Origin of the sequence: Streptomyces sp. NPDC088745 (assembly GCF_044751045.1) — a bacterium.
Classification (GTDB): Bacteria; Actinomycetota; Actinomycetes; order Streptomycetales; family Streptomycetaceae; genus Streptomyces; species Streptomyces cremeus.
The window spans coordinates 180232-201304 of sequence record NZ_JBIVLB010000013.1; the positions used below are offsets into that span (position 1 = coordinate 180232).

Genomic DNA, 21073 nt, shown 5'->3' on the forward strand with positions numbered 1-21073 from the left:
CGGCCGCACCCGCAAAGCCAGTAGCATGCGGCGCCATGAGCTCCCCCACTGGGCCCGCTTCCGGCCTGCCTGTACGAATGCCGCGCCCCCGCCAGCCCGGGCGACACCGCCGCCCGGAGCCCGTGGCGGCTCCCGAGGGCGCGCCCGCACTTCTCCTCGCCGTTCCCGGCGAGCCGACCACCGCCACCCGCAGCCTGGCGGAAGAACTTCTGAGCATCGCCCGTTCCGAGCTGCCGGGCCTCGACGCCCGCATCGGCTACCTGGACGGCGACGACCGGGGCGACTACCCCGAGTACCCGACGCTGGACGCCGTGCTCGCGCACACCGCGAACGAGCGCACCGCCCGGTACGAGCTGGCCCTGGCCGCCGGCCGCGAGGTGGCGGCCCCCGAGGGCCCCGTCGCCGTCGTGGTGCCGCTGCTGGCCGGGCCCGAGGCGTCCACGATGCGGCGGATACGGCAGGCTCTCGTGGACAGCCACGCGGCCGCCGAGCTGACCGACGTCCTCGGCCCGCACCCGCTGCTCGCCGAAGCGCTGCACGTCCGTCTGTCCGAGGCCGGGCTCTCGCGCGCCGACCGCGCCCGCCTGTTCACGGTCACCACCGCGGCCGACGGCATCGTCCTGGCCACCGTGGGCGGCGAGGAGGCCGTGCGGGCCGCCGGAATCACCGGCATGCTGCTGGCCGCCCGTCTGGCCGTGCCGGTGATGGCCGCCGCGCTCGACCAGGAGGGCTCCATCGCCTCGGTCGCCGAGCAGCTCCGCGCTTCGGGCTCCGGGAACCTGGCGCTGGCCCCGTACCTGATCGGCCCGGAGGTCGCCGGCGACCTGCTGGAGACCGCCGCGAAGGAGGCGGGCTGCGCGTTCGCCGAGCCGCTCGGCGCCTACCCGGCGATCGGCAAGCTGGTGCTGTCGCAGTACGCGTCGGTGCTGGGCATCACGCCGCAGCAGGCGGCGCCGGTCCACTGACGGACGTACCCGTACGCGTGCGAAAGGCCCGCCCCCCGCCACCGGGGGTGCGGGCCTTTCGCGCGCGTACGGCCGACGGGCCGTGCGGCGCACGAGCTTGCGCGCGCGTACGGCCGGGCAGCCGGGCGGCGTACGAACGACGAATCAGCCGAAGACCACGCAGGACGCCGCCGGGGCCGCCACCGAGCCCGCCCGGCGCGGAACGCCCGTCGCCGGGTCGATGTCGAACCAGGTGACGTCGCCGGAGCGCTCGTTGGCCGCGTACAGGCGGCTGCCCGTCGGGTCCAGCGCCAGGTCGCGCGGCCAGTGGCCGCCGCACGGCACGGTGGTGCGCAGGACGGCCCGCTCGCCCTCCGCGGTCAGCTCCAGGACGGAGATGCTGTCGTGGCCCCGGTTGGCGACCCACAGGAAGCGGCCGTCGTGCGCGACCACCCCCTCGGACGCGTAGCTGCGCTCCGCGGGCTCCTCGGACAGCAGGGATGCCTCCGAGAGCGGCGTGAGGGTGCCCGTGGCGGCCTCCCAGCGGCAGAGGGTGACGGTGGGGGTCAGCTCGTTCACGACGTACGCGTACGCGCCCGTGGGGTGGAAGGCCAGGTGGCGCGGTCCGGTGCCCGGGCGCAGCGCCACCTCGGCGTGCACCGTGAGGGTGCCCGCGTCGGGGTCCGGCGCGCAGACCCGCACCGAGTCGGTGCCGAGGTCCACGCTGAGCACCCAGCGGCCGGACGGGTCGGGGCGCACCTGGTGGGCGTGCGGGCCCTCCTGCCGGCCGGTGTCGGGCCCGCTGCCCCGGTGGTGCAGCACGCAGGACGCCTGGCCGGGGGTGCCGTCGGCGCGCAGCGGCAGGACGGAGACGCTGCCGGAGCCGTAGTTGGCGGCGACGAGGTGACCCGCGGCCAGCGCCAGGTGGGTGGGCGAGCCGCCGCCGACCGGCACCGGCTCCCCCGCCGGGCGGGGCAACGCGTCGCTCACGTCGAACGCGGCCACCGCGCCCTGTTCGGTCTCGCTGACCGCGTACAGCAGCCGCCCGCCGGGGGCGAGCGCCAGGTACGAGGGGTCGGCGACGGCGTCGCTCGCGCCGAGCACGGTGAGCGCGCCCGTCCTCGGGTCGACGGCCGCCGACAGGACGCCGCGTCCGCCCGCCGAGGTGAACGAACCGATGAAGGCGCGTGCCTCCTGGGACGGCGACCCCGATGCGCTGCTGCTGCTCACCGTGCAGCCCCTTTCCACGAGTTGGTGTGTGCGTGTGCGTGGGGCGACGGTAGCAGGGGGTCTAGACCAGCGGCTCGGCCGCTCGCACGGGCGCTAGAGCAGCGCCTCGCCCCGCGCCCGTGCCAGGGCGTCGTCGTGGTGCGTGAACAGCGGCGTGAGCTCGGTGTTGTCGTACGTGCGGTGGAAGACGCCCGTCGCCGCGCTCGACATCGGCGGCACGATCCACGACCAGTCGGCCCCGACCTGGCGGCCCTTGCTCTCCTCGCGGTCGAGGTGGGTGAGGAAACGTTCCGACTCGGTGTGGTGGTCGGTGATGCTGATGCCCGCGCGGTCGAAGGAGTGCAGGACGGCCCGGTTGAGCTCGACCAGCGCCCGGTCCTTCCACAGCGAGCGGTCGCTGCTGACGTCGAGACCGAGGTGCTCGGCGAGGCGCGGCAGCAGGTTGTACCTGTCGGTGTCGGCCAGGTCGCGGGCGCCGATCTCGGTGCCCATGTACCACCCGTTGAAGGGGGCGCACGGGTAGCAGATGCCGCCGATCTCCAGGCACATGTGCGAGATCGCGGGGACGGCGTGCCAGCGCAGGCCCCAGTCCTGGGCCCAGGTGTCCTCGGGGTGCTGGAGCGGCACTTCGAGCACGGCCTCGTCGGGCAGTTCGTACAACCGCGGCTTGTCGTCGCTGCCCTGCACGATCAGGGGCAGTACGTCGAAGGGGCTGCCGGGGTCGCCCCGCCAGCCCAGCCGCTCGGCGAGGCCGGTGAGGCCGGTGTTGCGCGGGTCGCCGACGATCCGGCCGTCGGCGCCGGTGTGGCCCGCGTACCGGATGAGCTGTTCGTTCCAGATCCTCGGCCCCGGCCGGGCGGGGGTGTCCGGGGCGAACACGGTGATGAGGGGGCGTATTCGGCCGCCGTTGCCCGCCTCCTTGAGGTGCTCGACGCACTCCTGGGCGACGGTGTCGGCGTCGCTGACGTGGCGGCGGTCGCGCACGCGCAGGGAGTTCCAGTAGAGGCGGCCGATGCAGCGGTTGCTGTTGCGCCAGGCGACGCGCGCGCCGAAGGCGAGTTCGCCGGGGGTGTGCCGGTACGTCCCGGTGGCGTCGATCTCGGCGTGCACGGCGGCCAGGCGCGGCCCCGGGTCGCCGTGGGCGGGGACCTCGCGGTGGTGCAGCCGGACGAAGTCGTCGGCGAGGCGGTGCAGGGTGTCGAGACCGAGGGCGTACGCCCGGTTCTCGGGCTGCCCGGCCGCCGCCCGGCGCGGCTCGGGCAGCGGCCCGCCGTGCGCGACGGGACACCGGGCGGCGCTCTCCCCGCCGGAGCCGGTGCGGGCGGCCGCCGCGGCACCGGAGACGGCCTCGTCCCGGTCGTGGCGCTCCGGGGCGACCGGGAGACGCGGGACCGGATCGTGGGCCGGGGCGTCCGTTCCGGAGGGGGCGGGGAGGGACGGAGGCCACGGCGACCCCGGGCGGTCGGGGGCGGGGTGCGGGACACGCGGCGGGTCGATGCCGGGGTGCGGGGCACTCGCCCGGTCGGGGGCGGCGTGCGGGGCGAGGGGGGACCGCTCGGGCGCGGCCGGGCCGGATGCCGGTGTTCCGGGCAGCTTGGCCGCGTGGAGCGGGGTGACGGGGCCCTGCCCGGCCCATGACGGGACAGGCCGACCGGGGAGGCCCGGGAGGCCCTGCGGCGTGGCGGGGCAGCTCGCGGCGCCCTGGGCGGGGAGCCCGTGCGGCGCGGCGGCGGAGGGCCCGGAGGAGGCGGGCCGCGGCCCGCGGTCCTGGCGGGGCACCCCGGGGGCGGGGAACACGGCTGGGGGCGTCCCGGGCAGCGCCTGGTGCGTCTCTGCGCCCGACGGGCCCGGAGGCTGGGCTCCGGCGGGACCCGGGAGCTCCGGGTGCGTGATCCCCTGCGGGACGGGCCCGGGCCGTGCGGCTTCCGGCCGGGCGTCACCGGTGTCGCCGGGCCAGGAAGAGCAGGACCCGGACTCGGGTTCGCCGCTCGCGGTGACGCCTTCGGCCGCGGCCGACGCAGAAGGGCGGGTCGTGCGGTCCGTCGGCAGGCCCGGCGCTCCCGAGTCGTGAGCGGCGCCGGAAGCAGGCCCCGGTGGGGTGGGGCCCGGCTGCGCCCCGTTCACCGAGCCGTCGGCGAAGTCCGCGTTCGCCCCGTCCAGTGGCCCGGGGCCGAGCCCCGCGCCGACCGCGCCGCCCGGGCCGGAGGCGAAGCCCGGATCGGAGGCGGGGACCGGGCAGCTCACGTCCGTGAGAGCGCCGGGGGCTGCCCCGGCAGCCCTCTCGGGGGCCGGTGTTCTGCCGGATATCCGGTCCTCGGCTCGCTGAAGATCATTGCGCATCCTGCTCGCATCCCCGGGCATCGACGATTCACGCCCGGCAAAAGCGACACGTTCGCCTCCGCGGGCCGTTCCTCCCGCATGATGCCGCCGGGTTTACCCCCGATGCGGGCGGATCATCCGATTACGCGTTCACCAGGGGTGAGCGTGGAGAAGTGCGCAGGGGCGCGGCGAGCGCGGCGAGCGCCCCTTCCAATTCGGCGAGGTGCGAGAGCGCCGCCTCCGCTCCGGGGTGGTGCTGCCGCTGCACCGGAAGCGGCACGACCGCCACCACGGCCGGTGCCGGCGCCGTCAACGGCGCGGGCGTGGACGCCGGTTCGGACACCGGTGCCGGGGCGACCAGGGCCGCCACTGCCGCCTCCACCCGCTCGCACGCGGCGGTCAGCCGTGCGTCGTGCGAGGCGTCGGGGTCGGCGGCCACGGCGGCGAACGCCCGGACCAGGCGCGCGCAGTCGTCGAGGAGTTCCAGCACCTGACGGGCCCTGGCCTTGCGGGCCCGCAGCGGGCTCAGGGGGTGGACGAGCGGGGCCAGCGAGAGCCGGACCCGACCGAGCAGCAGTTCCAGTTCGGCGGCGTGCGGGGCCGGATCGGCGGCGGCGTGACCGGCCAGCCGGCGGGCGGCCTCACTGGTGCACGCGCGTACGCAGTGCAGGGCCCGCTGGATCCACGCGTCGGTGCAGGCGTGCGTGGTCACGGGGAGGACGACCGCGACGGCCAGGGCCGCGCCGAGCGCGCCGACCACCGTCTCCTGCACTCGCAGAGCCAGCAGCCCGGGGTGCAGGACGCCCAGGAGCCCGTACAGCAGTCCGGCCATGACGGTGACGAAGAACATCATCCAGGAGTAGCTGGGGCCTGCCGTGTAGAAGATGCCGAAGACGCAGACCGCGACGAGGGCCGCCGTGGGGGCGGGGGCCCCGTCGAGCGGGATCGCGACGAGGAAGCCGGCCGCGATGCCGGCGACCGTGCCGAGCACCCGGCGGAAGCCGCGCACCAGGGTCTCGCCGCGCGAGACGGTGTTGACGAAGATCCACCAGGCCGCGCCCACCGCCCAGTACCAGCGGTCCTCCGAAAGCACCTGCCCGATCGCGAGTGCGAACGCGCAGGCGGCGGTGACCTGGAAGGCCTGCCGCGTGGTCGGCCGGGCGAATCCGAGCCCGGTGAGCGGCGCGGGTCCGGCCGGCGGCGGGGTGCGGCGCTCGATGGGCCAGAGCCCGAAGCGGACCACGGCGGACACGGCGATCGCGAGTGCGACCGCTCCGTACAGCTCGGGCAGCTGACCGGGCACCGCGTGCAGGAACTGCGTGACGAAGAACATCATGAAGCCGAACGTGCCGAGCGCGTGCCCGCGCGGCCCCCACCGCCGTGCGTACGCGCCCGTCAGGACCACCGCGAGGAAGGCCAGGTCGCGCGGCAGCGGGTGGTCGTGCAGGAGGGTGGCCAGGGCGAGGACGGGGAAGCCGACGACCGGCAGCAGGAACGTGGTGAGTGCCTGGCGGGGCACGGTCGGGTCCTGGACGGTGAAGAGCGCCAGCAGGGCCGCGAGGCCGCCGACGATGGACGCGGTCAGGGACATGCCGCACAGTTCGGCGACGGCGACCGCGCCGCCGATGCCGATGACGGCGCGGGAGGAGACCCGCAGTCGCAGCAGCCCCGGGTCCGGTGCGTGGAACATCCTCTTCACAGCGGCAGCCCCGCCCCCTCGGTCGTGTACGGAATCCTCACCGTTTCGGACATGGAAAAGGCGCCGCTGGTCCGGTCCGGCGGCGTCGCCGGGCCGGACGCTGCGCGGCGCCATCAGTAGGCACAGGAAAGCATCACGTGGGACAGTGGCTCAACTCGTCCTGCGTGGGCTGTGCCATTGGCCCAGTCATCGCGCGGAACGATGAGCCACGAGGAGGCCAACGGACCATGGTGGTGCGACTTGTCCGTCGATGAGCTGGACACCCGGATTCTGCGACTGCTGATCGAGGAGCCGCGTACGAGCGTGCGCGAGTACGCCCGGCTCCTGGGCATCGCGCGCGGCACGCTCCAGGCGCGGCTGGACCGGCTGGAGCGGGAGGGGGTGATCACCGGCTCCGGGCCCACCCTCTCCCCCGCCGCGCTCGGGCATCCGGTACTGGCGTTCGTGCACGTCGAGGTGACGCAGGGGCATCTGGACGAGGTGGGGGAAGCGCTCGCCGGGGTGCCGGAGATCGTCGAGGCGTTCTCGATCACCGGCGGCGGTGACCTGATGACGCGGGTGGTGGCCCGGGACGCCGGTCATCTGGAGGACGTGATCCAGCGGCTGATCCAGGTGCCGGGCGTGGTGCGCACGCGGACGGAGGTCGCGCTGCGGGAGCGGGTGCCGCACCGGCTGCTGCCGCTGGTGGAGGCGATCGGGAGGGCCGCGAAGGGGCGGTGATCGCCTGGGCCATGCTTGACCCATGAGCACTCCGCGGCCCCTTTCGGTCCTCTTCGATCTCGACGGCACCCTGGTCGACAGCGAGCCCAACTACTACGAGACGGGCCGCAGGCTCCTGGAGCGGTACGGCGTGCCCGACTTCACCTGGGAGGAGAACGCCCGGTTCATCGGCATCGGGACGCGCGAGACGCTGGAGACCCTGCGGGAGAGGTACGCGATCGACGTCGGCCTCGACGCGCTGCTGGCCGAGTACAACGGGCTGTACCTGGAGCTCGCCCGCGCCTCCACCGAGGTCTTCCCGGAGATGCGCAAGCTGGTGGAGCGGCTGCACGCGCGGGGCGTGCCGACGGCGGTGGCGTCGGGTTCCTCGCGCGAGGCGATCGTGGCGGTGCTGGAGGGCACCGGTCTCGACGCGTACCTGGGCGAGGCGGCGGGCGGGGTGGTCGTGTCGGCGGACGAGGTGCCGCACGGCAAACCCGCCCCGGACGTCTTCCTGGCGGCTGCGGCCCGGCTACGCGCCGAGCCCGGCTACTGCGCGGTGTTCGAGGACGCCGCCCCGGGCGTCACTGCGGCGCTCGCGGCGGGGATGCGGTGCGCGGCGATCCCGTATCTCGGCGGCCGGGGTGACTGGGGCGGCTGGAGCGATCCGAGTGATTCCAGTGACCCGAGCGGCCTGGGTGATCCGGGCGACCCGAGTGGTTCTGGTGCCCTGAGTGAACCGGGCACTACGGAACCCGCCCCGCTCGACCCCGCCTTCGACACCGCCGACCTGCTCTTCACCGGTGGCCAGGCCGACTTCACCGCCGAGGCCGCCTGGGTCTGGCTGGGCCTGTCCTGAACGGACGCGGGCCCTCCCGTCGGCCGACAGGGCCCGCGTCCGCCACTCCCCCTCCGCACCGGCTCGGCGAGCCCGCCCCCCGGCGCGCGTCCTCACGGGGGCCGGCCGCCACGACCGCGCCGGGCCCATAACGCGTGGCGTATGCCCTTCCGGGATGATCCAGGTCGTCATGTCCACGCCCATACTCGCGACGTACATGTGAAGCGCGTGTGACGTACGGGTCATGCCGCGCACCCGACCGCGGGCACGGCACCCCGTCACCCGCGCGTACGGCAACGCACAGCTCTCCCACCCCCACCCATGAACGGAGTGGACGTTGCGACCCACCAGATGGACGGCGACAGTGGCGGCGCTCGCGCTGACCACGGGGCTCGTGAGCACCCTCGCGAGCCCCGCGGCGGCTGCGGCGAAGCCCCCGCCCGCACCCCAGTCAGGCGCCACCCCCGCGGCCCGCGCGATCGCCGCGGCCGACGCCGCCGTGCGCAGCGGCTTCGACGCCGCTGTCAACGCGGCATCCGAGACGTATGAGAGACAGCAGGTCACGCCCTGGGTGAAAGGCCTGTACTCGGTGGCGTACGAGCGAAGATACCGGGGGCTTCCGGTGGTCGGCGGCGACGCGGTCGTGCTCGCCGACGGCGAGGGGAACGTACGCTCCCTCCAGTCGGCCTCGCAGACCCGCATCGACGTGTCGGTCCAGCCGTCGGTCTCCGCGCGGCGCGCCGAGTCGGTGGCGCGCACCCAGTTGGCGAAGACCGACCGGGTGGGCGGCAGCCGCCTCGTCGTCAGGCTGAAGGACGGCAGGCAGGTCCTGGCCTGGGAAACCACCCTGACCGGCCGTCAGGCGAAGGCGCCGAGCAAGCTGCACGTCTTCGTGGACGCGCGGACGGGGAAGATCGTCGACCGGTACGACGAGGTCGTCGCGGGCACCGGGAACAGCAAGTGGAACGGACCGAACCCGCTCCAGATCGACACCACCGCCTCCAACGGCGCCTACAGCCTGCGCGACCCGAACCGTCCCGGGCTCAGTTGCGCCGACTACAACGGCGGCCAGGTCTTCTCGAAGACGACGGACAGCTGGGGCACCGGCAACCCCACGTCCAAGGAGACCGGCTGCACCGACCTGATGTTCGGCGCGCAGAAGCAGTGGGACATGCTCTCCCAGTGGCTCGGCCGCAACGGCGTCAACGGACAGGGCCGCTCCTTCCCCGCCAAGGTGGGGCTGAACGAACTCAACGCCTACTGGGACGGCAGCTCCGTCACCATCGGCCGCAACAGCGCGGGCGAGTGGATAGCGGGCACCGACGTCGTCGCCCACGAGTACGGGCACGCGATCGACTCCACCACCCCGGGCGGCACCAGCGGCCAGGAGTCCGGGCTCGGCGAGGCGACCGGTGACATCTTCGGGGCGCTGACCGAGGCGTACATGAACCAGCCGGCCCCGTACGACGTCCCCGACTACACCGTCGGCGAGATGATCAACCTCCAGGGGCGCGGCCCGATCCGCAACATGTACAACCCGCCGGCCGTCAACAACGACCCCGCCTGCTACAGCTCCTCGATCCCCGGCACCGAGACGCACGCCGCCGCGGGTCCGATGAACCACTGGTTCTACCTGCTCGCCGAGGGCACCAGCCCCGGCGGCGGCAAGCCGAACTCCAGCACCTGCAACCAGTCGACGCTGACCGGCGTCGGCATCCAGAACGCCGGCAAGATCTTCTACGGGGGGATGCTGCTCAAGACCAGCAGCATGTCGTACAAGAAGTACCGCACGGCGACGCTGACCTCGGCGAAGAACCTGGACCTGGCCACCTGCAACCTGTTCAACAAGACCAAAGCGGCCTGGGACGCGATCAGCGTGCCCGCCCAGGCCGGTGATCCGACCTGTACGCCCAGCGGCCAGAACAACGACTTCTCGATGGCCCTGAATCCGGCCTCGGGCACCGTCCAGCAGGGTGCTTCGGTCACCACCACGGTCACCACCAACACCACGACCGGCAACGCCCAGTCGGTGGCGCTGACCGCGAGCGGCCTGCCCGCCGGGGTCACCGCGTCCTTCAGCCCGGCGACCGTGCAGTCCGGCCAGTCCTCCGTGCTGACGCTGACCGCGTCGGCGAACGCCGCTCCGGGCGCGACCACGATCAGCGTCAAGGGCCAGGGCGCCACGCTCTCCCACACGGTCGACTACGTGCTGAACGTCGGCGGCACCGTGCCGTCCACCGACCCGCCGGACATCGACGTCGCCAAGGTCCGGGCGCACCTCGCCCAGTTCGGCACGATCGCCTCGCAGAACGGCGGAAACCGCCGTGCGGGCAGCGCCGGTTACACCCAGTCCCTGGCCTACGTGAAGGGCAAGCTGACGGCCGCCGGCTACCAGGTGTCCGAGCAGACCTGCACCACCTGCACGTACCCCTCGAACAACCTGATCGCCGACTGGCCGGGCGGTCCGGCGGACCAGACGATCATGCTGGGCGCGCACCTGGACGGCGTCTCGGCGGGTCCGGGCATCAACGACAACGCCTCGGGCTCGGCGGCCCTGCTGGAGAACGCGCTCGTCCTCGCGCAGAAGAACCCGACGATGACCAAGCACGTGCGCTTCGCCTGGTGGACGGACGAGGAGCAGGGCCTCAACGGCTCCGAGTTCTACGTGGCCCGCCTGACGGCGGCGCAGCGCTCGGCGATCAAGGGCTACTACAACTTCGACATGGTCGGCTCGACCAACGCGGGCTACTTCGTCAACAACGTCAACTCGGCCCTCTCCGCCCCCCTGAAGGCCTACTGGGCCTCCCTCAACCTCGCCCCCGAGGAGAACGTCGAGGGCCAGGGCCGCAGTGACGACGCCTCCTTCCAGGCCGTCGGCGTCCCGACCTCGGGGTACGCGGCCGGGGCGAGCGCCCGCAAGACCGCCGCGCAGGCACAGAAGTGGGGCGGCACGGCGAACGCCGCGTACGACTCCTGCTACCACAGCGCCTGCGACACCGTGAACAACATCAACGCGACGGCGCTGGACCGCAGCGCCGACGGCATCGCGCACGGCATCTGGAAGACCTCGGTGGGCACCGGCACACCGGCCCAGGACTTCTCGGTCGGCGTCGACCCGGCGGCGGGCAGCGCCAGTCCGGGCGGCAGCACCACCGCGACGGTCACCACCCGGACGGTGAGCGGCGATCCGCAGCAGATCGCCCTCGCGGTCTCCGGAGCGCCGGCGGGCGTGACCGCCACCGTGAGCCCCGCCTCCGTGCAGTCCGGCGGCAGCGCGACGCTGTCCGTGGCGGTGGGCACGAGCGCGGCTCCCGGCACGTACACGCTGAACGTCACCGGTACGGGAACGGCCGCCCGCAGCACCACCTACACGCTCACCGTGGGCGGCGGCACCGGCTGCACACCGGGCCAACTGGTCGCCAACGGCGGCTTCGAGAGCGGCCAGAGCGGCTGGACCGCCACGAGCGGTGTCATCACGACCCAGGCGGGCCAGCCCCCGCACGGCGGCAGCTACAAGGCGTGGCTGAACGGCTGGGGCACCCCGCGCACCGACAACGTGGCCCAGACGCTGACGATTCCGGCCGGCTGCGCCTCGTACAAGCTCTCCTTCTTCCTCCACATCGACACGGACGAGAACGAGAACGTGGCGTACGACAAGTTCACCGTCTCGGTCGGCAGCCAGACGCTCCAGTCCTTCTCCAACGTGGACGCCACCACCGGCTACGTGGAGAAGACCTATGACCTGGCGCAGTTCGCCGGGCAGACGGTCGCGCTGAAGTTCGACGGCACGGAGGACCAGTCGCTCCAGACCTCCTTCGTGGTGGACGACGTGACGGTGCGGGTGAGCTGACCTCACGCGTCACGCGTCACGGGTTCGTCGCGACAGCTCTTCCCCCGGCCTCCGAGTCGGGGGAAGAGCTGCTTTTCGTGCGTCGTTTTCCAGCCAAGAGCCGTGTGGTGCCTGCGAGTTGCAGGCGAATGTGACCGGAGCCACACCTTCCGGCGTCGCCACTTAGGCAAGCCTAAGCTAAGTTAACCCCTGTCCGCCTCCCACCCGGAGGCACTTGACGTATCGGAGATCGACTCGGCATGTCCACCATCACCCGCCGCTTCCGTCGCACCGCAGCCACCGCCGTCGCCCTCGCCGCGGGCAGCTCCCTCGCCCTGACGGGCACCGCCACCGCGCAGGGCAAACCGGCCGCCGGTTCGACGGTGACCTCCGCCCAGCTCACCGCGGGTCTCTACCAGTCCTCGTACTCGGAGCGGAACCACGTGCTGTGGGCGACCGCCGCCGTGGGCCGCCCGCCGGTCACCAAGTCCTCGCTGATGAAGGTCGATCCGTACTCGCTGAAGGTGAAGGCGACGTACACCCCGCCGGTCACCGACGCGGCGACCGGCGCGGTCGAGGCCGTCTACGGCGTCGCGGTCGACGACGAGCACAACACCGTCTGGACGACCAACACCCGCAACAACTCGGTCTCCGTCTACAGCCAGCGCGACGGCAAGCACCTGGCGAGCCTGCCGAACGTGGCGCACGCCCGGGAGGTCGTCGTCGACGAGCGCCGCAACACGGTGTGGGCGAGCGCGTTCGGCGACGGCACGCTGGTGGCCTTCGACTCCCGTACGTTCAAGGAGAAGAAGCGCGTCACGGTGGCGGGCACCCAGCCCACGGGCCTCGCCCTGAACAAGCGGACGGGCACGGTGTACGCGGCCGACCTGGGCGGCGACCGTCTCGTCGAGGTCTCCCCCTACGCCAAGGAGCCGCGCCTGATCCCGACCGGCGACGGCCCGATCTCGGTCGCCCTGTCGGCCGACGGCCGTACCGCGTACACCGCCGACCAGGCCGCGGGCACCCTCTCGGTCCTGAACCTGCGCGAGGGCAAGGTCACCAAGACCGTCCCGACGGGCGCCGGCGCGCTCTCGGTCGCGGCGGACACCCGCACGGGCAAGGTCTTGGTCGCGAACCGCGGCGCGGGCAACGTCACGGTCGTCGACCCCCGCAAGGGCGCGGTCGTGGAGACCCTGGCGACGGGCGCCAACCCGAACCACGTGACGGCGACGCGCGGCACGGCGTTCGTCGTGGACAAGTCCGCCGTGGGCCCGGAGCGCCAGGACCAGGCCCACCGCATCCGCGTCTCCCGCTGAGCCGGCGGAGCCGGTGACCGGCCGGCCCGCAGGCCACCGGCTCCGCTGAATTCCCCGGCTGTGCCCGGGACCCGAGGTGACGGGTCCCGGGCACAGTCATGTCCGCGCTCCGGGACGGGCCAGGGGCGGGAACCTGACGGAGGCGGGCCGGGCGACAGGGAAGGGCCCCGGGACGGCACGGCACGGCACGGCAAAGGGACCCGGCCATCGGCCTGCGGCGCGGCGCAAAAGGGCTCGGCGCGGCGGCCCGCGGCGGCACGGCGAAGGGGCCCGGCGCGCTCCCCGCACCGGGCCCCTCAACTCACGAGCTCAAGCCGGAACCTAGGCCCCGCTCTCCCTCAGCATGTCCTCCCGCTCGACGTACTTCACCCGCTCACGCCCCTCCGGCGCGCCCAGCGCCTTCTCGGCCGCGTCGAGCTTGTACCAGCCCTCCCACGTCGTGAACCGCACGTTCCGCTCGCCGAGGAACGCCTCGACGGCCGCCGGCTCCGGCGCGGCCGGCTCGTGCAGCCGCCCGCCGGCGAAGTCCTCCAGCAGGTTCGCGACCGTCTCGTTCGCGTCGCCCTTGGTGTGCCCGATCAGGCCGACCGGCCCGCGCCGGATCCACCCGGTGACGTACGTCGACTGAAGGTGCTGCCCGGACTCCTCGATGACGCGCCCGCCCTCGTCCGGAACGGTGCCCGACGCGACGTCCCACGGCAGCTTCGGCAGCTCGTCCGACAGGTAGCCGACGGCGCGGTACACGGCGCCGAATTCCCAGTCCTTGAACTCGCCGGTGCCCTTCACGTTGCCCGTGCCGTCCAGCGCCGTGCGCTCGGTGCGCAGGCCCACGACCTTGCCGTCCTCGCCGAGGATCTCGGCCGGGTTCTCGAAGAAGTGCAGGAACAGCTTGTGCGGGCGGTCGCCGATGTCGCGGATCGCCCAGTTCTCCAGGGTCTTGGCGACCATGTCGGCCTGCTTGTTGCCGCGCCGGGTGGCGATGGAGCCCTCGTCGTAGTCGATGTCCTCGGGGTCGACGATGACCTCGATGTTCGGCGAGTGGTCGAGCTCGCGCAGCTCCATGGGGCTGAACTTGGCCTGCGCGGGGCCACGGCGGCCGAACACGTGGACCTCGAGCGCCTTGTTGGCCTTGAGCCCCTCGTGGACGTTCGGCGGGATCTCGGTCGGCAGCAGTTCCTCGGCGGTCTTGGCGAGGATGCGCGCGACGTCGAGCGCCACGTTGCCGACGCCCAGGACGGCGACCTTCTCGGCCTCCAGCGGCCAGGTGCGGGGGACGTCCGGGTGGCCGTCGTACCAGGAGACGAAGTCGGCGGCGCCGTAGGACCCGTCGAGGTCGACGCCCTTGATGTCGAGGGCCCGGTCGGCCGTCGCGCCGGTGGAGAAGATCACCGCGTCGTAGAAGGACCGCAGGTCGTCGAGGCTGATGTCGCTCGGGTAGTCGACATTCCCGAACAGCCGCACCTGCGGCTTGTCGAGCACCTGGTGCAGGGCGGTGATGATGCCCTTGATGCGCGGGTGGTCGGGGGCGACGCCGTACCGGATCAGGCCGAAGGGGGCCGGCATTCGCTCGAAGAGGTCGATGGACACGCCGGGTTCGACCGCCACGGCGGATTTCAGCAGCGCGTCGGCAGCGTAGATCCCGGCGGGGCCGGCTCCGACAATTGCTACCCGCAGGGGGCGAGGCATGATCAGTTTCCCTTCGAGGAACGGCAGGCGGAATCAAGCTGCGGCGAGCTGGATCACCCCGAAGCCTAAACTAAGGCAAACCTAAGTCAGTAGCCGGGTCGGATCTATGACCTCATAAGGCCGACTTATGGCACCTCAAAGAATCCCTGACCCCCTCCCCCGCCCTCCCGACACCTCTTGACTGCATACCCCCCAGGGGTATGGTGAGTGCTGCGGCAGCACCACGGACCGGCCGACCGCACCGCACCCGCATTCCACCCCCCTGACGTCGAGGAGACCGCCATGAACACAGGACTGAGGATCGCCGCCTTCGGCACGGCCGTCGCCGCGACCTTCGGCGCGGCCTACGGAGTCGGCAAGGGCGTCGGCCCGCTCGGCGAGGACACCCGGCCCGCCCATGCCGCCGGACCGCACACGGAACCGGGCCCCGGCGACCGGAAGGCGGCCTCCTCCGCGGGCGGCCTCCAGGTCTCGGCGGCCGGGTACACCCTCGTCCTGGACACCCCCCGGGTCTCCCCCGGCGAGCGCACTCCGCTCCGCTTCTCCATCAGGGACGCGCGGGGCCGCAAGGTCACCGCGTACACCCGGGAGCACGAGAAGGAGCTGCACTTCATCGTGGCCTCACGCGACCTGACGGTCTTCCGCCATCTGCACCCGACCCGCGCCGCCGACGGCACCTGGTCGACCACCGCCGACCTCCCGGCAGCGGGCGGCTACCGCGCCTTCGCCGACTTCAAGCCCGCGAAGAAGGGGGCCGAGGCCCTCACCCTGGGCGCGGACCTGGCCGTCTCCGGCACCTACGCGCCCAACCCCCTGCCCGCCCCCTCCCGTACGGCGGAGGTCGACGGTTACGAGGTGACCCTGGCCGGCGCCCTCAAGCCCGCCAAGAGCAGCACCCTCACCCTCAAGGTCTCCCGGAACGGCGAACCCGTCACCGACCTCCAGCCGTACCTGGGCGCCTACGGTCACCTCGTCGCCCTGCGCTCGGGCGACCTCGCCCACCTCCACGTCCACCCGCACGGCGCCCCCGGCGACGGCGCCACCCGCCCGGGCCCGGAGGTCGCGTTCAGCGTGACGGCCCCGAGCCCGGGAACGTACCGCCTCTTCCTGGACTTCCAGCACGGGGGCACGGTCCGCACGGCGGCCTTCACGGTCGAGGCGGGCCCGGCCGCACAGCACGGCGACCCGGTTGCCCCGGAAGCGGGCCACGACGACGCGCACGGCACGGCGGACCGGCACTGAGATCGCCCGCGTGGCCGCGCGGTCGGTCCCGGAATCGCGACATCCGCTCGTTTCGCGCCCGGGGTCCGGAACGATCAGCAGCATGTCGACGACCGGTTCTGCGGCGGCCACGGCCAGGACGATCGCGGTCAGCCCAGGAAGCTGAGGCGGACCTTGCGGTCCGGGTTGTCGACGTTGGTGTCCACCAAACTCCGTTAAGGCAACCCCAGGCTATCGGGTCGCCCAACGTCTCCGGCCAGTGCTGTGCCCTCCTGAGCTGACCAGTTGTTGCGCCTCAGGAAACTCAGACCACTCCCACACGCCCTTGCGTGAGCGCCTCACCGAGCTCTGCCGCTCACACCTTCTGCCTGTCCGGCCGCGGAATGTTGATCACCATGGGGCGAACGTGAACTCCACCCGCTTGCGAGAGGCTCGCCGCCTGGTCCAGCAGATGGACGAGGAGTGTGTCCAGCTGGAGCTTCTTCGCCTGGGTCTTACGGTTGTCACCCGTGGCATCCCAGAGTTTGATCGGATACCAGCCGACGATGTAGATGCCTACATCCGTTCCCGCTTCCGGCAGATATCGGCCTGCCAACTGTTCCGCTTGAGACGTGGGAACTTCGTCGTTCCAGGATCCCTTGACCTCAATGACCAGTTTGACTGACCCGCTCGCAGTGATGTTGGGGTCGTCACTCGGTGAGGGCATCGCCTCGACGAGAAGGTCAGTGCGGTCGCCCGCGCCGTATGGATCGGTGGGGTGGATCAGCACCTCCCGGTTGACGGCGACACGGCGGCCGGCCAGCCGAAGTAGCAGCTCGTGTGCGAGGTAAGCGCAGAGAGCCGCTTCGGGCTTGGGGCGCCAAACGTCCGGGATAAGTGGGTTTTCTGGGGAAGGCCTTCGGGGTCTCTTGCCCGGTGTACGGTCCCAGAGCAACTCGCAGTGCGAGGGAAGCTCCCGGCCCACCACCTCAAGGACCTCGTACACCACATCCAAGAGATCTGTGCTGGTGCGAATGATGCGCAGCGCTGGATCCTGCAGGAGCCGCACCACGTCCTCCGTATGCACCTGGCTCCAACTCGCAACGGCATGTTGCTTAGTCGCCTCGACGAGTGCCGCGGCGATGGACAGCCGGGAGGGATACAGAGTCGCGAGTTGGCGCAGTTGACGAATCGCCTCAGCGGTGCCTCGTCGGCTTAGCTCAGTTAGTAGGCGGTCTCTCCATCTGCGCACTTGTTGCTCATCCGTGATCCAGCCGACCCCGCGAAGAGGCTTGTCCTCCTGAGGGTCGTACAACCCACTGAGCCACGAATACAAGTCGGAAACGAGAGCCTCGCTGAGGGAGGCTTGGATGCGCTCCGCCTCTGTCCTGGCACATGCTTCTGCCAACTTGCGGCCGAGCTCGAGGTCGGTTGCCGCGACAGCCTTGGCTCGTGGCCAGTTCGCCTCGGCGTCCGTGGTCAATAGGGCATGAGCAGCGAGGACGGCAGCTCGTACGGCAAGCGGGGTCTCTTTCGGTCCATCGATACTGGCATCAATGATCTCGTGCACGACTCGGCTGTCGGTGGTGAGCAGCGCGGTCACGGCGCTGTGCCAGGTCCGCAGCGCGGCCTCACGCGCCTCATCGTTGTTGGGCAAGCGTGTCAGGTGGTCTGTGTTTCCTGGGGAGCCAGCCAGGGTTCTTTCGGCCGCCTCGGATGCGAGTCCGAGACAAATGGAAATTTCGATGGCGAGGTCTTCCAAGCACGCACGGAGTTCAGGAGCCCAGCGCGGATCAATCGCATTGAGCTCGATGGGCTGTCGGCCTGCCGTCAGCGCTGCTCGGGCAACCTGGCTAACGCGCAAGGCAACCGACTCAGGTGCGTGACGGGCTGCTAAGCGGAGCAAGTTCACCCGCACGGGTTCCACGTAGCTCGTCGACATGCCCATGTACTCAGTGAGAATCGCGGCTGCCCACGAGCTCCAGACCCCTGCAGGAAATTCGAGCAGGGGGTTCGTTCTGTGCAGCTCGGTTAGGAGGGCGTATCCCGCCCAGGAGCACTTGTTGCGACGGGCGTGCGGGAGCCATGAATCCGCACGGTCATGCTCGGTGGTGAGGTAGCGGCGAGCAAGCTCAGCCAAATCCGACAGATCGTCACCGAGAGCTACGGCGGCTGGCCAGCTCGAGAGGGCACCCAGTGCGTCCTGTGAAAAGTCCCCCGTCTGCGGGTCAAAGCGCAGGCCCCACAGGAACCGCCATAGGCTGTCGTTGTCTCCCGCCCTGGCTTCAGTGAGGAGCCGCGTTTGCTGGGCCATGAACTTTGCGGCTTCCGGCCAATGCGCTCTGCCAGCGCTGTAGTTGTGGCGCAACGACTGAGCTAGCGGGCTATCGACACGGATGGCAGCGTAGAAGGAGCGCAGGTATGGCCAGGCCGGGTGCATTTCGTCATAGGCCAGTTCGAACACATGGGGGTCGTCCGTAGGGAACGTCCAGGAGGCGAGCTCGCCGTACACCTGGGTGGCCGCACCGTCGCCGTCCCCCGCCGCCTCGACAGTCTGCTCCAAGACCCAGGGGAAGTCCTCCCGATCGACGAGGTGATGACGGGTCACCGGCTCGGGCTCCGAGAGTGCGTCGAGCCGTAGCGACGGGCGTCGTTCCCAGTCGTACGCGATCTGGTAGGCCGCCGTGCGCGGGTCGAGGTTTGTTCGGACAGCCTCTCTGACAAGGGCTTCGGTCAGAAGCCTGCGTCGTGAACGAGTCTCCTGCGTCTCGTCCCCGTGCTCATCGGGTTGCAGACAATCCGGCAGCTGGACCTTGTGGTGGTTATGGAGGAGACCGAAAATGATCTTCGCCAAAGTGTCCGCGTGCTGAGTCGCTTCCGACATCTTCATCGCGCGGTCGATCACCCCATTGATCAGTGAGATCTCGAAGCGATCGTGCGAGAAGACGTAGCCACTGTCCGGCCGGCAAACTGCGTCGGATGCCCAAGCCAGAAGACTTGGCAGATCCTCGTCCCTGCACTCACCTGGCATGGTCCTCAGGAAGTGGGCGTAGTTGCCGTACAGGTCCGGAGATGGAGGCCGAAGGGCACCGAGCATCGTCGTTGTGTCCAAATGGTGCGGCCACAGCAGGCTCAGTAGAGTGCCCCGGAGCTCATGGTCGGGGTCCACCCGCTTGGCGTCAGGCGGTTCGGACAGCGTGGCGAGCACCTCGACGAAGACTGGCACGGCACGGCCTGGGTCGCAGGCGAACGCGGCGCGTGCCGCCAAGCGACGCTCCGTTTGATGCCATGTGTCGTTCTGCACCAACCTCACCAGGGCGTCGGCCAACCTGGGGTGATTGGTTCCGGCTTCCTGAGCCAGCTGGATCGCGAGCCGGATTCGTGCTGTGGACTGCCAGCTGGCCGCACCTTCGGCAGGGCAAAGCTCCAAGTTGTCGGCGAGCTGGTGAGCGAGTGAGGGATGGCGCAGGTCCCAGCGGGAGAGCTGCCATCTTGTGTCTCCCAGTTCGATCTGTGCCGCACGTTCCAGCAGCCTGCTTACGGTGAGCCGACGGACCTCGTCGGAACGCACGAGCGCGCTGTGCACCGCGAGGCTCTCGGGATCGGCGCTGGCCAGCCAGTCGCCGCCAGAGGGGTTCATGGCCACCAGCCAGGCTGCTGTCTCCCGCAGCGGTGCTGGAATAGTCGCCGTCTCTCCGTCTGGTGCGCAGATCAGGAAGAGATTCTCCAGCTGCCGCTGCGTGATCTTTCGATCGGTCAGGTACCGGGCTGCGAGGTAGGCCGCCACGGAGGAATGGCGGAATGCCACCCTGTCGTCATCCGGCGCTGTGAACAGGGCGGTTGCGAAGCATTCTTCGACCACTTGGGGCGAAATCTCGAACGGTCCAGCGTCGGTCCGCTCCGTTCCACCCGCCAGTACGTCGCCCTGCAGATCGTAGGTGCTGGCTTCAAACGAGGCACCACGCCATACCGTCCGGTGGCCGGACAACAACATCCACGCAGCTATGCGTCCCGCCACCGTCAAGCGTTGATGAGCCGTGGTGATCAGCGGTTTCTTAAGTCGGCGAGGGTCGGGGTCTTCACCAAGCCGCGCTACTCCGCGAGCGAACAACTCTTCTGGCCGCCCGTGCAGCTGGCCATCAGTCTGATAGGTCAGTACCAGCAATTCCAACGTCAGTGGTACTCCAGCAAGAACAGCGGCGCCAGCCGACTCGGCCGCCACCACCAGATCTTCTCCCGGGACGCCGGCGCTGTCAGCCAGTGCCACAGCCTCCGCACGACTCAACGGAGCCAGATCGACGCATCTGCACGCACCGAAAGCCTCGGCCAACGCAGACGTCAGCGCCGCCCGATAGTCGGCTGTGCGGCAGGCCATCAGAAACCGAACCCTGTTAGGGTTTCGGCCGCTCAGTGACCTTCTCAGCAACCTGGACAGACGTGGCAGAAGTGGACTCTCGTCGGCCTGATCCAGGACTACCGTCAGTACTCCGGCACCTTCGGCAGTCTCTCCTTCCGAAGGCAAGGAGAGAAGATGAGACCCTAGCTCTTCTTGATAGGAATGCTCGGTAAGATCCCCACCTGTCACCCAAAGACATGCGTCGGAGTCTCGGCTCCAAGTGTCGAGGACATGGGGCAACCCATTGGTGAGTTGCTTCAGGACGGAAGTCTTACCTGCTCCGGGTTCACCCAGCACGACCATAGCCCCTGCCGCTGCGACGACAGCGGGAAGCGCCAAGGCCCCCTGACGAAGATGCTCTGCATCCATGACCACGTTTTCATCGTCCGCTCGGAACGCATCGGCCGCCTGCACAATTAGATCTTCAGCGGCAAGCTGCTCACCCCGCACCCTGCACACTCGAGGAGCATGAAAGCCAAACACAGAATCTGTCACGCCCCCATTCTCCCAACACCCACTGACAGACGACGGCATCACCCCTCGCGGAGCAAGCGCGAACCAAGCTCAGGGGCAGCAAACTCACCCTGCACGCCGACCCGGACGAGACGCCGAGGGTGACCTGCTCGGCCAGCGAGGACTGCACGGCGCCCGCGCCGCCTCGACGGCTGCGGTCGGCGCGTCCGATGCCTCTGCGGACAGTTCCTTGCCGGGTGGCTGGTCGACGACGCGCCTCATTGGTCTTCGCGGCTGAACAGCTCGGCGCGGCTGGCACGCGCAGGATTGCGGTTGCTTCTGGTGGTGCCGCCGGTCGCGCCACCGGGCTAGTACTGCAACGGTCCTTGTCGTGACGGTTGGGCAGGTTGGTCGTTGCTCTGTTCATGGGTGGGGAACTCGTTGATGCCCGGTCGTGGGCGGGG

Annotated in this window: 11 protein-coding genes; 6 read left to right on the forward strand and 5 right to left on the reverse strand. The window is 70.8% G+C overall.

Annotated features, from left to right (window positions below):
• The first annotated feature begins 35 nt into the window (after nt 1–35).
• Nucleotides 36–965, forward strand: coding sequence for a hypothetical protein (locus tag ACIP93_RS29110; protein ID WP_345225458.1), 930 nt, complete (start codon nt 36–38; stop codon nt 963–965).
• A 144-nt stretch (nt 966–1109) separates the two neighbouring features.
• On the opposite strand, the gene ACIP93_RS29115 is transcribed toward ACIP93_RS29110, so the two are convergent.
• The 3 genes from ACIP93_RS29115 to ACIP93_RS29125 form a co-directional block, all read right to left on the reverse strand.
• Nucleotides 1110–2174 (reverse strand): lactonase family protein, encoded by a 1065-nt coding sequence (locus ACIP93_RS29115; protein ID WP_345225456.1) that lies wholly within the window; start codon nt 2172–2174, stop codon nt 1110–1112.
• 93 nt (nt 2175–2267) lie between these two features.
• On the reverse strand, nt 2268–4418 hold the full coding sequence (locus ACIP93_RS29120) for a nitric oxide synthase oxygenase (protein ID WP_401763325.1): 2151 nt from the start codon (nt 4416–4418) through the stop codon (nt 2268–2270).
• A gap of 217 nt (nt 4419–4635) precedes the next feature.
• Nucleotides 4636–6183 (reverse strand): FUSC family protein, encoded by a 1548-nt coding sequence (locus ACIP93_RS29125; protein ID WP_401763328.1) that lies wholly within the window; start codon nt 6181–6183, stop codon nt 4636–4638.
• Nucleotides 6184–6432: 249 nt separating this feature from the next.
• On the opposite strand from ACIP93_RS29125, the gene ACIP93_RS29130 reads away from it, so the two are divergent.
• From ACIP93_RS29130 to ACIP93_RS29145, 4 genes are all read left to right on the forward strand, one after another.
• Nucleotides 6433–6912: an Lrp/AsnC family transcriptional regulator gene (locus ACIP93_RS29130; RefSeq protein ID WP_345225452.1), complete on the forward strand. Its 480-nt coding sequence runs from the start codon at nt 6433–6435 to the stop codon at nt 6910–6912.
• A 22-nt stretch (nt 6913–6934) separates the two neighbouring features.
• Nucleotides 6935–7750, forward strand: a complete 816-nt coding sequence (locus ACIP93_RS29135; RefSeq protein ID WP_401763331.1) for an HAD family hydrolase — start codon at nt 6935–6937, stop codon at nt 7748–7750.
• A 316-nt stretch (nt 7751–8066) separates the two neighbouring features.
• Complete coding sequence (locus ACIP93_RS29140) at nt 8067–11579, forward strand: M28 family peptidase (RefSeq protein ID WP_401763334.1); 3513 nt, start codon at nt 8067–8069, stop codon at nt 11577–11579.
• 239 nt (nt 11580–11818) lie between these two features.
• Nucleotides 11819–12874 carry a YncE family protein gene (locus ACIP93_RS29145; RefSeq protein WP_345225448.1) on the forward strand — a complete coding sequence of 352 codons (1056 nt, stop codon included), beginning with the start codon at nt 11819–11821 and terminating at the stop codon, nt 12872–12874.
• Between the two features lie 321 nt (nt 12875–13195).
• Here the strand turns inward: ACIP93_RS29145 and ACIP93_RS29150 are convergent, their stop codons facing one another.
• Complete coding sequence (locus ACIP93_RS29150) at nt 13196–14560, reverse strand: FAD-dependent oxidoreductase (RefSeq protein ID WP_401763338.1); 1365 nt, start codon at nt 14558–14560, stop codon at nt 13196–13198.
• 282 nt (nt 14561–14842) lie between these two features.
• Here ACIP93_RS29150 and ACIP93_RS29155 point away from each other — a divergent pair, with 282 nt between their 5' ends.
• On the forward strand, nt 14843–15802 hold the full coding sequence (locus ACIP93_RS29155) for a hypothetical protein (protein WP_401763340.1): 960 nt from the start codon (nt 14843–14845) through the stop codon (nt 15800–15802).
• A gap of 334 nt (nt 15803–16136) precedes the next feature.
• Here the strand turns inward: ACIP93_RS29155 and ACIP93_RS29160 are convergent, their stop codons facing one another.
• Complete coding sequence (locus ACIP93_RS29160) at nt 16137–20027, reverse strand: hypothetical protein (protein ID WP_401763343.1); 3891 nt, start codon at nt 20025–20027, stop codon at nt 16137–16139.
• Nucleotides 20028–21073: the final 1046 nt, after the last annotated feature.